This is a genomic window from Sphingomonas sp. CCH21-G11 (assembly GCF_001555965.1).
Taxonomy (GTDB): domain Bacteria; phylum Pseudomonadota; class Alphaproteobacteria; order Sphingomonadales; family Sphingomonadaceae; genus Sphingomonas.
The window spans coordinates 1-14,472 of sequence record NZ_LSHX01000057.1 but is presented as its reverse complement, the minus strand read 5'-3'; the positions used below and the strand labels follow the sequence as shown (position 1 = coordinate 14,472).

Below are 14,472 nucleotides of genomic sequence, written 5' to 3'. Positions count from 1 at the left end.
CGATTTCGATCTTGAGGTCGCCGTCGGCACGGACGCGCGCGCGCGGCGCGAGCATTATGCGGTCTATGCCGAATCGGTGCGCAACCTGGGCACGCCGGTGTTTCCCGCTTCACTGTTCGCCGAAGTGCTCGACCGTTTCGGCGATGCGGCCGACATCCTGACGGTGCGCCATCGGGGCGTGGCGGTGGCGAGTGTGCTCAGCCTTTACTGGCGCGGCACGGTCTATCCCTATTGGGGCGGGGGCACGCATAGCGCGCGGGCGTTGCGCGCCAATGACCGGATGTACTTCGCGCTGATGGGGCATGCACGCGCGCGGGGGTGCACCCGGTTCGACTTCGGCCGGTCGAAGGTCGGCAGCGGCCCGGCGGCGTTCAAGAGGAATTGGGGATTTGCCGGACAGCCGCTCACCTATTTCACCCGCACCGCCGATGGCGCCGCGCCGCGTGAAATCAATCCGCTGAGCCCGAAATACCGCTTGCAGATCGCGGCGTGGCAGCGGCTTCCCCTCCCGGTCGCCAATGCGATCGGCCCGTGGATCGCGCGGGGGCTGGGGTGAGCGCCCAGGTGAGCGGCGACATCCTTTTCCTTGCGCATCGCGTGCCGTGGCCGCCCGATCGCGGCGACAAGATCCGGGGTTACCATCTGCTCCGCCATCTCGGCGAACGCGCACGCGTGCACCTGGTGGCCTTTGCCGACGACGCGGCCGACATGGGTGCGACGGCCGCGCTGGCCGACCTTGCCGTCAGCACCATGATCATCCCGCGCACCAAATCGCGCGCACGGGCGGCGGTGGAGGCGCTGGCGCAGGGGCGCCCGGTATCGCTTACCGCCTTTGCCGATCCGCGCGTGACGGCGGCGGTCGAGGCGGTGACGTCACGCACGCCGGTCGGTCGGGTGTTCGTGTTCTCCGGCCAGATGGCGCAGCACGTTCCCGCCGGACATGCGCCGGTCATGGATTTCGTCGATGTCGATTCGGCCAAGTTCGCCGACTATGCGCGCGCCGCCCGCTGGCCGCTGCGCTGGCTCTACGCGCGCGAGGCCCGGCTGCTCGGTGCCTATGAACGCCGCGTCGCGCAGGCGGCGACCGCCAGCCTCTTCGTCAGCGACGCCGAGGCGGCCTTGTTCAGCAATCTCGGCGGCATCGGCCGCATCGTTGCGGTCGAGAACGGCATCGATACCGATTTCTTCGACCCCGCCGCCCACTTCGACCCGGTGGCGGCGGACGGGCCGCTGATCGTCTTCACCGGCCAGATGGACTATCCGCCCAACATCGAGGCGGTCCGGTGGTTCGCGCGCGACATCCTGCCGCTCGTGCGGCGGCGCCATCCGGACGCTGGCTTCGCGATCGTCGGCCGCCAGCCCGGTGAAGCGGTGCGCGCGCTGGCCCGGCTGCCCGGCGTGACGGTGACGGGGGCGGTCGCCGATGTGCGCGGCTGGCTTGCCGCCGCCGCGGTGGTGGTCGCGCCGCTGCGCATCGCGCGCGGCGTGCAGAACAAGGTGCTGGAGGCAATGGCGATGGCGCGCCCGGTGGTCGCATCGACCGAAGCGGCGACGGGCATCGACCATGCCGGCACGCTGCGCGTCGGGGCCGGCGCAACGCGAATCGCCGGCGCGATCGGCGACCTGCTCGACGATCCTGCCATCGCGGTCGCGCTGGGCCAGGCGGCACGCCGGCGGGTACAGACGCGCTATGCCTGGCCGGCGCGGCTCGCCCCGCTCGACGACCTGCTCGGGCTGGCGCTGGCCGCCGCGGATGCCGCCGCATGACGATGGTCGCGCCGATCGTTGCCGCCCCCGCCATCGCGGTGCGCTGGCGCGTGCATCTCGGCGCGCTCGCCGCAACCTGGGCGGTGCTGCTGATCCTCTTTGCGCACGACGTTCGCGATCTGGCGGTGATCTATTGGGAAAGCACGACCTTCGGCCACTGCCTGTTCGTCGCGCCGATCGTCGGCTGGCTGGCGTGGCAGCGCCGTCGCGAGCTCGCGCGGCTGACCCCGACCGGCTGGCTTGCCGGGCTGGTGCCGATGGCGCTCGCCGGCGCGCTCTGGGCCCTGGGGGACATTGCGGGCGTCGCCATCGTCCGGCACGTCGCACTGGTGGCGATGCTGCAATCGGCGGTACTCACCCTGCTCGGCCCACAGATCGCGCGCGGGTTGCTTTTTCCGCTCGGCTACATGTTCTTCCTCGTCCCGTTCGGCGAAACGCTCGAGCAGCCGATGCAGGCGATCACGGTCCGGCTGGTCATGGCGCAGCTGCAGCTGATCGGATTGCCCGCGATCAACGACGGGGTGCTGATCACCACGCCCCACGGCTATTTCGAGGTGGCTGAGGCGTGCTCGGGCAACAAGTTCCTGATCGCGATGATCGCCTATGGCACGCTGGTTGCCGGGATCTGCTATGCCAGCTGGCGGCGGCGGGCGGCGTTCATGGCGGTCGCGCTGGTCGTACCCGTGCTCGCCAACGGCGTGCGCGCGGCGGCGACGATCGGCGCGGCGTCGGTCGTGGGCGTCGAGGCGGCAACCGGGCTCGACCATATCGTCTACGGCTGGGTCTTCTTCGCGCTGGTGATGGCGGGCGTCATGGCGATCGGCTGGCGCTGGTTCGATCGTGATCCCGATGCCCCGGCGTTCGACCCCGATGCGCTGCCGCCGGTGCGCGGGCCGCGGCTCGTCCTGCCGATGGCGGCGGCGGGCACGATCGCACTCGCGGTGTTCGCGGCGGGCCTGGCGTACAAGGTCGGACATCGCGTCGACGATCTGCCCGCGCAGCTCGATCTGCCGCAGGTACCGGGCTGGACCCGCGTCAATCTGAGCCGCGCGGCACCGTGGCAGGCGCATTACCCGACCGCCGATCACCGGCTCATTGGCCGCTATGCAGATGCGCGCGGCCGCACCGTCGACCTAGCGATCGCGGTCTATGCCGGCCAGCGTGACGGGCATGAACTGACCGCGTTCGGCCAGGGGGCGATCGCGGAGAATGATCGCTGGGTCCGCGTTGCCGACCTGCCCGACCTGGCGGGGGGCAGGGCGATCCGGATGACCGCCGCCGGTCCGGTGGAGCGCGAGACGGTGACATGGTATCGCATCGGCGATGTCGTCACCGCCTCTCCGACCCGCGTGAAGCTGGAAACGCTGAAGCTCAAGCTGACCGGCGGGCCGCAGCGCGCGGTCGCGGTGCTGGCGTCGGCCGAGCGGCAGGGGCAGGACAGCCGCGCCGCGCTGACCGACTTCCTGGCCGCGGCGGGGCCGGTCGATCGCCTCGCGGATCGCCTCACGAGCGGCGCGCGCTGATGTGCGGTATCGCGGGGTTGTTCTACCCCGGCACGCCCAAGCCGATCGAGCCGGCGCGGATCGCGGCGATGACCGATGCGCTCGCGCATCGCGGGCCGGACGGATCCGGGGTCTGGGCGGCGCCCGGCATCGCGCTCGGCCATCGCCGCCTCGCGATCATCGACCTGGGCGGCGGCGCGCAGCCGATGGCGAGCGCGGATGGCGACCTCGTCACCGTGTTCAATGGCGAAATCTATAACTTCCGCGAGGTGCGTGCCGAGCTGGCGGCGCTGGGCGCGCATTTCCGGACCGACAGCGATACCGAAGTGCTGCTGCACGGTTGGCGCGCGTGGGGGCCGGACATGCTGGCGCGGCTCAACGGCATGTTCGCGCTCGCGCTGTGGGACAATGCGCGGCGGCAGCTGTTCCTGGCGCGCGACCGGATGGGGGTGAAGCCGCTCCATTATATCGAGCTGGCCGATGGCGCGATCGCCTTTGCGTCCGAACTCAAGGGCCTGCTCGCTCACCCGCTCGTCCGGCGCGAAGTCGATCCACGCGCGATCGAGGACTTCATGGCACTCGGCTATGTGCCTGACGATGCGAGCTTCGTCGCGGGGGTGCGCAAGTTGCCTGCGGGTCATTTCCTGCGGCTCGAACGCGGCCGGGCCGTGCCGGCGCCGGTTCAGTGGTGGGATCTCGACTTCTCGCGTCGCGCGCGGGGCAGCGCGGCCGACCTGACCGCCGAGCTGACCGATCACCTGCGTACCGCCGTGCGGTCGCGCATGATCGCCGACGTGCCGCTGGGCGCGTTCCTGTCCGGCGGGGTCGACAGCTCGGCGGTCGTCGCGCTGATGGCGGAGGCAAGCCGCCAGCCGGTCAAGACCTGCACGATCGGCTTCGACACCGCGAGCCATGACGAAACCGAATATGCCGCGGCGATCGCCACGCGCTTTGCGACCGATCACCGCGTCCGCCGCGTCGACGCCGACGACTTCGCGCTGATCGACACGCTGGTCCACGCCTTTGACGAGCCGTTCGCCGACGCCTCCGCGCTCGCCACCTATCAGGTTTGCGCGCTCGCGCGCGAAACGGTGACGGTCGCGCTGTCGGGCGACGGCGCGGACGAGGCGTTTGCCGGTTATCGCCGCTATCGCTTTCATGCAGCCGAGGAGCGGGTGCGCGGCCTGGTGCCTGCGGGTTTGCGCAGCGGCGTGTTCGGTACGCTGGGCCGCGCCTATCCCAAGGCGGACTGGGCGCCCCGGCCGCTGCGCGCACGCACGACGTTGCTCGCGCTCGCCGAGCATGGCGGGGCGGCCTATGCCCGCGCAGTCGGTGTGACGACGCCGGAGCTGCGTGTGCGGCTGTATGGCGACGCGATGCACCGCGCGATCGGCGGGTATCGCGGCGAGCAGCGCTATGTCGACACCATGGCGTCGGCGCCCGCGCGCGATGCGCTCGACCGCGCACAATATGCCGATTTCAAGCACTGGCTGCCCGGCGACATTTTGACCAAGGTCGACCGCACCAGCATGGCGGTCAGCCTGGAGGCGCGCGAGCCACTGCTCGATTATCGCCTGATCGAATTCGCTGCGACGCTGCCCGTGTCGATGCGGCTGCGTGGCGGCGAGGGCAAATGGCTGATGAAGCGCGCGCTGCGGCCATGGTTGCCGCGCGACATTCTGTATCGCCCGAAAATGGGCTTCGTCACGCCGATCAGTGCTTGGTTTCGCGGACCGCTGGTCGATCAGGCCGCCGCGCTCGCCGCCTCGCCGCACCTCCTTGCCTGGTTCGACCGCCGCGCGATCGAGCGGATCGCCGCCGATCATCGCGCCGGACGCGCCGAGCATGGCCGGACGCTGTGGCAGCTGCTGATGCTCGACCGCAGCCTCGCCCGGCTGGCCGGATAGCTCGCCCGGCATGACGGCTGGGCATCGGACGTCGGTTCGGCCTATTGTCCGGCCGATGACGCCGCTCTCGCTTCAGTGCCACCCCGATACCCCCGCCAGCGACGTGCGGGCGATCGCCGTCGCGTTCGCGCCCGACCGGCTGATGTTTCGTGTCCTCGGCGCGGATGCGCTCGTCGTGCCGCCGCTTGCAACGCCGGAGCGCACCGACGGGCTTTGGCAGCACACCTGTTTCGAGCTGTTCGTAAAGCCCGACGGCGGGAGCGGCTATGCGGAGTTCAATTTCGCGCCGTCGACCCGCTGGGCGGCCTATCGGTTCGACGGTTATCGCGCGGGAATGCGTGCCCTCGACCTCGCGCAAGCGCCCCAAGTCGCCGCGATCGACGGCGATGCGGCGTGGCAGGTCGCGTTGCCCGCGGAGGCGATCGGCGACGCCCCCGCGTGCATCGGACTGAGCGCGGTGATCGAGGAGACGGGTGGCCGAAAAAGCTACTGGGCGCTCGCGCATCCGCCGGGCAAGCCCGATTTTCACCACGAGGCTTGCTTCGCGCACCGGTTCGCGGCAGGCACGGCGCCATGACCTTTGGCATCGACCGGCTGCTCGCCGACCCCGACCTGCGCCGGCCCCTCCAGGGCCGCCGTATCGCGCTCCTCGCTCATCCGGCCTCGGTGACCGCCGACCTGACCCACAGCGTTGATGCCCTTATCGCGACGGGCCTCGATGTTTCCGCGATGTTCGGCCCCCAGCATGGCGTGCGCGGCGACCTTCAGGACAATATGATGGAGTCGCCCGACTTCACCGATCCGGTCTATGGCGTGCCCGTTTTCAGCCTGTACGGTGAAGTGCGGCGTCCGACCGGGCAGTCGATGGGCACGTTCGACGTGATGCTGGTCGACCTGCAGGATCTGGGCTGCCGCATCTACACCTTTGTCACGACGCTGCTCTACGTGCTCGAAGCTGCGGCGGCGCACGGCAAGAGCGTGTGGGTGCTCGACCGCCCCAATCCCGCCGGCCGCCCGGTCGAGGGCAATATCCTGAACGCGGGATGGGAGAGTTTCGTCGGGGCGGGGCCGATGGTGATGCGGCACGGCATGACGCTGGGCGAGATGGGGCACTGGTTCATCGATCAGTTCAAGCTCGACGTCGATTACCGCGTGATCGAGATGGCCGGGTGGCAGCCCGATGCCGCCCCCGGTTTCGGCTGGCCGACCGACCGGGTGTGGATCAATCCAAGCCCCAACGCGCCCAACGTCAACATGGCACGCGCCTATGCCGGCACGGTCATGCTGGAGGGGACGACGCTGAGCGAGGGGCGGGGGACGACGCGGCCGCTCGAGCTGTTCGGCGCGCCCGACATCGATGCGCGCGCGGTGATCGCGCGGATGCACGCGATCGCACCCGAATGGCTGCATGGCGCCACGTTGCGCGAAACCTGGTTCCAGCCGACCTTTCACAAACATGCCGAGCAATTGTGCCACGGCGTGTTCCTGCACGCCGAGGGGCCGGGCTACGACCATCAGGCATTCCGGCCGTGGCGCGTGCAGGCGCTGGCGTTCAAGGCGATCCGCGAACTCTACCCCGATTATCCGCTGTGGCGCGATTTCCCCTATGAATATGAGTTCGAGAAGCTGGCGATCGACGTGATCAACGGCGGGCCGGCGCTGCGCGAATGGGTCGACGATGCGGCCGCGCGGCCGGGCGACCTCGATGCGATCGTGCAGCCGGACGAGGCCGCGTGGATCGACGCCCGACGCCCGCACCTGATCTATTGAGCGCCGGCCGCCGGGCGTTGCGAAGCGGGCGCGGTGGCCCTAACGCACCGGCGATGCTGGCGGGGCTGATCTTTGCGACCGAGGATGCCGAAAGTCACGGCGAGGGGCTGGCGGCGACGCTGCCCTTCGGCGGCATGACGCTCGTCGAATATCAGGCGCGACTGCTGATCGCGGCCGGGGTCACCCACCTGCTGGTCGCGGTCAGCCGCGTGACGCCGGCGCTGCTCGGCTCGGTTGCCCGCGTCGAGCGGCGCGGCATCACCGTCGACGTCGTGCGATCGGCGGAGGAAGCCGCCGCCAAGGCCCACCCGCTCGCCGACGTGATCGTGATCGCCGACGCGCTGGTCACCACCGATACGGTCGTCACCGCAATGGCGGGCGAACGGGCCGACACGATCCTGGTGACGAGCGACGATGCGGGCAACGCGGCAATCGAACGGATCGACGCCGAACATCACTGGGCGGGGGTCGCGCGCCTGTCGAGCCGCCATCTGGCGTCGATCGCCGCGATGCCGCGCGAATATGATTTCCAGTCGACACTGCTGCGCGTCGCGGTCCAGAACGCCGCCGAGCAGGTGCTGTTGCCGGCCGCCGCGCGCCGTGCCGGCCACGGCGTCGAGCGCCATGCCGCCGCGCTCGCGAGCCGGAGCAACGCGGTGCTCGCCGCGCTCGCCAATCAGCGGACAGGCTGGGCCGACCGCTTCGTCTTCACGCCGCTGACCCGGCGCGTGCTCCCCGCGCTCGTCGCGCGCAGCGTCCCCGATGCCGCGCTCGCGGCGAGCGGGCTCCTGCTTTTCGGGGGCGCGCTGGCGCTGATCGGCGTCGGTCGCGGCGCGATGGCGGCAGCGCCCTGGTTGCTTGCGGTTGTGACGCTGTCGACCGGATCGCTGCTCAGCTGGCTGCGCGGCAACGAACGCATGGCGGCCGCACAGGAATGGTTGAGCGACGGCGGGGTCGCGCTGACCTTTCTCGGCATCGGCGGCGCGGCGCTGATCGCCGACGGGCATCCGACCGGGCTGACGCTCGCCGTCGCCGCTGTCGCCGCTGCGGTGATCGCGACCCGCGTGCCGGGCCGGCGCGGCGTCTGGCATGCCGATGCGGCCGCATTCACCCTCGTCGCCGTCCCGCTGGTGGTTGCGGGCTATCCACTGGTCGCGCTGGCCGTGGCGGCGGTCTATGCGCTGGTCAGCCTGGGCCTCGCGGTCGAGGGATCGCGTCCTCAGGCTTAGGCGGAGCTTAACGATGTTCCCGCTAGACGATTGGCATGTCCGGCGAGAAGGCTGACATGGCGGGTGGTGCCAATGGCGCCGGTATCCTGCTTGCGCGAGCAGCGCAGGCCGATTTTCGCACGCTGCGGCGGCGCGAGGCGATGGCGGCTGACCTGTTCCTGCCCGACGATGCCCGGCTCGACGATCGCAGCCGCAGCGCGGCGACGGCATTGCTCGCCGCGCAGGTCGCCTGTGTCGAACAGGGACTGCGCGAGCACGCGGCGCGGCTGCTCGCGACACGCGGCGAGCCGCTGGTCGCCGAACGGCTGGCCAACCGCCCGACCCAGGTCCTGCCGCGCCTGATCGAGTCGGGGATGCCGCGCGACGGCGATTTCATCGACGAGTTGTTCCTGCGCGTGCGGATCGACCTGCTCGATGCCGCGCTGCCGGTCGCGCCGATCGAGGGGGCGGAGCGGCCGAGCATGCTTGCGCGCCTGATCCATTCCAGCGATCCGCTCGTCGCGTCCGCAGCGCTCGCGCTGATGGCGGCGGAATCGAGCCGCCGCGCGGCGTCCGACCATGAACGGCTGACCGTGACCGGGCTGCCCTTCGCATTGCATCGCAAGCTGGTGTGGTGGGTCGCCGCCGCGATCCGCGACGAATTTGTCGGCGGCAGCGCCGATCACGCCGCGACCGACCAGGCGCTGCTCGAGGCCGCCCGGCGCAGCATCGAGGCGCATGACGAGGACGATCGCGCCGAAAGCGCGGCGCTTCGCCTCGCCACCGCGATCCAGGCGACGCCCGACGAGCTCCCGTTCCTGATCGGCGAGGCGCTGCGCGACCGGCGCCTGTCGGTGGCGATCGCGCTGGTCGCGCACGCGCTCGACCTCGATCCGCGCGTCGTCGCCCATGCCGTGCTCGACACGGTCAGCGACCGGTTGTGGCTGATGCTTCGCGCGATCGACCTGCCGCGCGACGCGATGGCAGGTTTCGGCTTCGCCTTGTTCGAGGCGGACCCGGCGCGTGACGTCGAGACGCTGCCGGACCTTATCGAAGCCGCGATGGCGGTGCCGGTCGACACCGCGCGCGCGGCGATCGCACCGCTGCGCTTCGATCCCGATTTCCGCTCGGCACTCGCCACCCTGAACGCGACGCGGCGCGCGGCATGAACATCGCGAGCCCCGCGTTGGAGATCGCGATCGCCCGGCTGGATCGCGACGGTGCGCTGCTCGAGGCCGATACCCGGCTTGCGGCGCTCAACCAGCGCGCAGGCGGCGCGGTCGGCCAGCCGCTCGCCGTGCCGCAGCTCGCCACGATCGTTCGCCTCGCGGGCCGGCTGGGCATCGGCATTTCCCGGATCGTCGTGGCTGCGGACGGCGACGACGACCTGGAGCTGATGGTCCGCGCAGAGCCCGATGGCGACGGCGTCCGGCTGGAAGTCGGTGGCTGGCACGTTCAGCGCGGCTGGCGTGCACCGACGCTGGATGCCGATCGCGACCGCGATTTCCTTCGCGCCGATGCCGACTGGCTGTGGGAAACCGATGCGGCGCTTCGCCTTGTCCACCTGTCGTCCCAGGCCGCGTTTCGGCACGGATTCGACCCCGCCAGCCTGCTCGGCCAGCCGCTGACCCGGCTGTTCGCGCTGGTCGACAATGGCGAGGGCGCGTTTCCGATCCTGGCCGCGGTCGCCGCGCAGTCGCGTTTCGAGGGGCAGGAGGCGCGGCTGCGCCTGACCGGCGAGCCGGTGATGCTGGCGGCGACGCCGCGCATCGATCCGGGCGGGCGTTTCGCCGGCTTTGCCGGGGCGGCGCGGATCGTCGCCCCCGACGTCGTGGACCCGCCCGCTGACGATGCCGACCCCGACCACGCCACGCTGCCCCCCCAGTTCGGTGCCCGTCTGGACAAGGCACTTCGTGGCCCGCTTGCCCGCATCATCGCGAACGCCGACAGCATTGCGGCGCAGTTCGAGGGGCCGCTGTCGTCCGACTATGTCGACTATGCCAGCGATATCGCCAATGCCGGCCGCCACCTGCTGACGTTGATCGAGGATCTGGTCGATCTGCAGGCGATCGAGCGACCCGACTTTACCGTGTCGCTGGAGGCGATCGACCTGGCCGACCTGGCGCGGCGTGCCGCCGGACTGCTGTCGGTTCGTGCGACGGAGGCGCAGGTCAGGATCGACCGGCCCGACGCCGACGAACAGCTGGCGGCGACCGGCGACTTTCATCGCGTGCTGCAGATCCTGGTCAACCTGATCGGCAATGCGGTGCGTTATTCGCCGAGTGGCGGCATGGTATGGCTGCGCATCGAACGCGACGGGGATCGCGCCTGCGTGATCGTCGCCGATCAGGGCAAGGGCATCGCCCCGGAGGATCACGAGCGCATTTTCAGCAAGTTCGAGCGGCTTGACCCGACCGAGCCGGGCGGCAGCGGCCTTGGCCTCTACATCGCGCGCGCGCTTGCCCGATCGATGGGCGGCGACATTCTGGTCGACAGCGCCCCCGGCCAGGGCGCGCGCTTTGTCCTGACCCTGCCCGCGCGCTGAGGCGCCACCCGAAACCGGCACCGCACCGTTTGTGGTTCCCCCTGCGCTCGGCTATGCCTCGCCGTTCCGGGGGGGAGAACCGACATGACCGTGACGCTGAAAACCGTCGTCAGTGACTTGTACCATAACCGTGCAAAGGGCGTCGGGGGCGGGTTCGGCGAACTCGGCGCGCGTGCGATTTCGGAAGAAGCCGTCATCTCGGCACCGCACCACCTGAAGACGCTGGCGCAGCCGGCGATCTTCTCGTTCAACATGAAGAATTTCAGCTTCGTCATCGACGTGACACGCTCGACGAAACCCGCGTCGAACGGGTCCGCGCTCTTTTTCGAAGATGGCCAGTCGACAATGGCGACGATCACGCGGGCGCACCGCATCGTCGGCGGGGGTGGCTATTCGGGCTGTATGTACAGCGTCTACAAGGCGCCCGGCGGCGAGTTCAAATGCGTACACACCGCCCGCCCGTCAGGGGCGGACGCCGACAAATATCTCAACGAGTTGCGTACCTATGCCGGGCTTCAGGGGTGGACGCTGGTCCATGAAGTCCCGACGGTCGGCCTGATCGACGGCAACTGCACGACCGTGTTCTGCCTCACCCGGGTGAGCTACACGATCAATCCCGTCGTCGTCCGTACGGTCAGGCTGGGGCTCGACCGCACCGGATTTTCGGTCACGCGGCATCGTTGGAACACGCCGGCACCCTGACGGGGCCGGCGGGCCGGCGGATCAGCGCTGATTCACCGGCACATAATCGCGCTGCGTCGGGCCGGTATAGAGCTGGCGCGGGCGACCGATCTTCTGCTCGGGGTCGGAAATCATCTCGTTCCATTGCGCGACCCAGCCGACGGTGCGGGCAAGCGCGAACAACGCGGTGAACATCGTGGTGGGGAAGCCGATCGCCGACAGGATGACGCCCGAATAGAAATCGACGTTGGGGAACAGCTTCTTCTCGATGAAATAGCTGTCGTTCAGCGCCATTTCCTCAAGCTGCAGCGCGACTTCGAACACGGGGTCGTTGACCTTCAGCGCGGCGAACACTTCGCGCACCGTCTGTTGCATCACCGTCGCGCGCGGATCGTAATTCTTGTAGACGCGGTGGCCGAAGCCCATCAGGCGGAACGGATCGTCCTTGTTCTTCGCGCGCGCGATATATTCGGGAATGCGCTCGGGCGTGCCGATCTCGCGCAGCATGTTGAGCGCGGCTTCATTGGCGCCGCCATGCGCCGGACCCCACAGGCAGGCGATGCCGGCCGCGATGCACGCAAAGGGATTGGCACCCGACGATCCGGCCAGCCGCACGGTCGAGGTCGACGCGTTCTGCTCATGGTCGGCATGGAGAATGAAGATGCGGTCCAGCGCCTTTTCGACCACCGGATTGACGTCATAATCCTCGGCCGGAACGCCGAAGGTCATGCGCAGGAAATTGCCGGTGTAGGACAGGTCGTTCTTCGGATAGAGAAACGGCTGGCCGACCGAATATTTGTACGCCATCGCCGCGATCGTCGGCATCTTGGCGATCAGCCGGTGGCTGGCGATCAGCCGGTGGCGCGGATCGGTGATGTCGGTCGAGTCGTGGTAGAAGGCGCTGAGCGCGCCGACCACGCCGCACATGATCGCCATCGGGTGCGCGTCGCGACGAAAGCCGCGATAGAACATCGCCAGCTGCTCGTGCAGCATGGTGTGGCGGGTGATCGTGTAGGTGAACTCGTCCAGTTCCTGCTGGTTCGGCAGCTCGCCGTTGAGCAGCAGATAGGCGACCTCGGGAAAGGTCGAATGCTCGGCAAGCTGGCCGATCGGATAACCGCGATGAAGCAGCACGCCTTCGTCGCCATCGATATAGGTCAGCCCCGATTCGCAGCTCGCGGTCGAGGTGAAACCGGGATCGTAGGTGAACATGCCCGTCTGGGCATAGAGTTTGCGGATGTCCACGACCTGGGGGCCGACCGAACCGGCGACGACCGGATATTCGACGTCCTTGCCCGGAACCTGCAGCTTCGCAGTGTCACCCATATCGCATCATCCTTTCAAACTAACGGCTGGCCGGGGCCGCCATCTGATCGGCGATCCGGCCAAGGCTTTCCGTGCGGCCCAGCAGGACCAGCACGTCGAAGATCGGCGGCGAGGTCCGCCGCCCGGTGAGCGCCGCGCGCAGCGGCTGGGCCACCGCGCCCAGCTTGACCTGTGCCTGCTCGGCGACGGCGCGGATCGCGGCCTCGGTCGTCTCCGTATCCCACGTGGCGAGCGCGTCAAGCGCCGCATGTGCAGATGCGAGCAAGATCGCGGCATCGCCGGCCAGCAGCGGCGCGGCGTCGGCGTCGATCGCCAGCGGACGCGTGCGGAACAGGAACGCCGCGCCGTCGGCCAGCTCGTCGAGATTGGTCGCGCGCGGCTTCAGCACCGGCATCGTGCGCACCAGCAGGTCGCGTTGCGCGGCGGCCAGCGGCGCGGGCAGGCGCGCCTCGACCAGGTCCGCCAGCCGTGCATCGTCGGCGGCGCGGATATAGTGACCGTTCAGGTTCTCCAGCTTCTTGAGGTCGAACCGGCTGGGCGATCGCCCGACATTGGCGAGATCGAACAGTTCGACCGCGCGGGCCCGGTCGATGATCTCCTCGTCCCCGTGACCCCAGCCAAGGCGCAGCAGATAATTGCAAAGCGCCTCCGGCAGCATGCCCATTTCGTCGCGATAGGCCTCGACCCCCAGCGCACCGTGGCGCTTCGACAGCTTGGCGCCGTCCGCGCCATGGATCAGCGGGACGTGCGCATAGACCGGCTCCGGCCATCCCATCGCGCGAATTACGCCGAGCTGGCGGAAAGCGTTGTTCAGGTGATCGTCGCCGCGGATGACGTGCGTGACGCCCATGTCATGATCGTCGACCACGACCGCCAGCATATAGGTCGGCGTGCCGTCCGACCGCAGCAGGACGAAATCGTCAATCTCCGCATTCTGGACCGTGACGTCGCCCTGAACCCGGTCGGCGATCGTCGTCGCGCCGTCGTGATCGGCCTTCAGCCGGACGACGAACGGCGCGCCCGCAGGGGCGTCGGCGGGATCGCGGTCGCGCCAGCGGCCGTCGTAGCGGATCGGCTGACCCGCCGCGCGCTGGGCCTCGCGCAGTTCGGCGAGTTCCTCGGGCGTCGCGTAGCAGCGATAGGCGGTGCCGGCGGCCAGCATCTGATGCGCCACCTCCGCATGGCGCGCGGCGCGGGCGAACTGAAAGACCGGATCGCCGTCCCAGTCGAGCCCGAGCCAGCGCATCCCGTCGAGGATCGCGTCGATCGCCGGCTGCGTCGAGCGTGCCCGGTCGGTATCCTCGATCCGCAGCAGGAAGCGGCCGCCGTGGTGGCGGGCAAAGAGCCAGTTGAACAGCGCGGTGCGCGCGCCGCCGATGTGCAGGAACCCGGTCGGGGACGGCGCGAAGCGCGTGACGATGTCCGTGGTGGATGCGGTGGTGCCGGCCGGGCGGCCGGTATCTTCAGTTGCGCTCAAACGCGCATACTCCCAAGCTGGATAGTCGATGGCCAGGATAGCCGCGACCGCCCCTAGCATGGCCCCCGCGCCGCTTCAAATCGGCGGCGGCGGGTGGATTCGACGCCGCTTGAACGGACTGGAGACACGGCTGGAGGCCGAACGCGGGCAACTGCCCCTGTGGCTGCCCGTGGCGCTCGGCGGCGGCATTTCGGCCTGGTTCCTGCTGCCTGACCCGATCGCCTGGTGGGGCTTTGGCGGGCTGATGGCCGCGCTTGCCCTGGTCTGTCTCTTATACACATCTCCGAGC

General features: G+C 69.4%; 13 protein-coding genes. 11 read left to right on the top strand and 2 right to left on the bottom strand.

Features of this window, described 5'->3' with window-relative positions; translation table 11 throughout:
* The 10 genes from AX676_RS16820 to AX676_RS16775 form a co-directional block, all read left to right on the top strand.
* The coding region (locus AX676_RS16820) for a GNAT family N-acetyltransferase (protein ID WP_156441233.1) at nucleotides 1-556 on the top strand (556 nt) is incomplete at its 5' end.
* Complete coding sequence (locus AX676_RS16815; RefSeq protein ID WP_231726678.1) at nucleotides 553-1,767, top strand: TIGR03087 family PEP-CTERM/XrtA system glycosyltransferase; 1,215 nt, start codon at nucleotides 553-555, stop codon at nucleotides 1,765-1,767. The genes AX676_RS16820 and AX676_RS16815, both read left to right, overlap by 4 nt.
* Nucleotides 1,764-3,290 (top strand): exosortase A, encoded by a 1,527-nt coding sequence (gene xrtA / locus AX676_RS16810; RefSeq protein WP_156437789.1) that lies wholly within the window; start codon nucleotides 1,764-1,766, stop codon nucleotides 3,288-3,290. Before AX676_RS16815 ends, xrtA begins: the two co-directional genes overlap by 4 nt.
* Complete coding sequence (locus AX676_RS16805) at nucleotides 3,290-5,176, top strand: XrtA/PEP-CTERM system amidotransferase (protein WP_066481151.1); 1,887 nt, start codon at nucleotides 3,290-3,292, stop codon at nucleotides 5,174-5,176. Before xrtA ends, AX676_RS16805 begins: the two co-directional genes overlap by 1 nt.
* A gap of 55 nt (nucleotides 5,177-5,231) precedes the next feature.
* Nucleotides 5,232-5,753: a DOMON-like domain-containing protein gene (locus AX676_RS16800; protein ID WP_066481150.1), complete on the top strand. Its 522-nt coding sequence runs from the start codon at nucleotides 5,232-5,234 to the stop codon at nucleotides 5,751-5,753.
* A complete protein-coding gene (locus AX676_RS16795; protein WP_066481148.1) occupies nucleotides 5,750-6,946 on the top strand; it encodes an exo-beta-N-acetylmuramidase NamZ family protein in 1,197 nt (398 codons plus the stop codon). Before AX676_RS16800 ends, AX676_RS16795 begins: the two co-directional genes overlap by 4 nt.
* A 53-nt stretch (nucleotides 6,947-6,999) precedes the next feature.
* Nucleotides 7,000-8,175, top strand: a complete 1,176-nt coding sequence (locus AX676_RS16790; RefSeq protein WP_066481147.1) for a hypothetical protein — start codon at nucleotides 7,000-7,002, stop codon at nucleotides 8,173-8,175.
* A 35-nt stretch (nucleotides 8,176-8,210) separates the two neighbouring features.
* Nucleotides 8,211-9,323, top strand: a complete 1,113-nt coding sequence (locus AX676_RS16785) for a DUF2336 domain-containing protein (protein WP_066481145.1) — start codon at nucleotides 8,211-8,213, stop codon at nucleotides 9,321-9,323.
* Nucleotides 9,320-10,699, top strand: a complete 1,380-nt coding sequence (locus AX676_RS16780) for a sensor histidine kinase (protein ID WP_066481143.1) — start codon at nucleotides 9,320-9,322, stop codon at nucleotides 10,697-10,699. Before AX676_RS16785 ends, AX676_RS16780 begins: the two co-directional genes overlap by 4 nt.
* A gap of 84 nt (nucleotides 10,700-10,783) precedes the next feature.
* On the top strand, nucleotides 10,784-11,401 hold the full coding sequence (locus AX676_RS16775) for a hypothetical protein (protein ID WP_066481141.1): 618 nt from the start codon (nucleotides 10,784-10,786) through the stop codon (nucleotides 11,399-11,401).
* Nucleotides 11,402-11,422: 21 nt separating this feature from the next.
* Here AX676_RS16775 and AX676_RS16770 read toward each other — a convergent pair whose 3' ends face one another.
* The gene (locus AX676_RS16770) at nucleotides 11,423-12,706 is read right to left on the bottom strand and encodes a citrate synthase (RefSeq protein ID WP_066481139.1); all 1,284 of its coding nucleotides are present in this window, start codon (nucleotides 12,704-12,706) and stop codon (nucleotides 11,423-11,425) included.
* A 19-nt stretch (nucleotides 12,707-12,725) separates the two neighbouring features.
* The gene (gltX, locus tag AX676_RS16765) at nucleotides 12,726-14,183 is read right to left on the bottom strand and encodes a glutamate--tRNA ligase (RefSeq protein WP_066481194.1); all 1,458 of its coding nucleotides are present in this window, start codon (nucleotides 14,181-14,183) and stop codon (nucleotides 12,726-12,728) included.
* Nucleotides 14,184-14,292: 109 nt separating this feature from the next.
* Here gltX and AX676_RS18430 point away from each other — a divergent pair.
* Nucleotides 14,293-14,472 (top strand): hypothetical protein (locus tag AX676_RS18430; protein WP_331710229.1); only part of this gene is annotated, 180 nt, incomplete at its 3' end.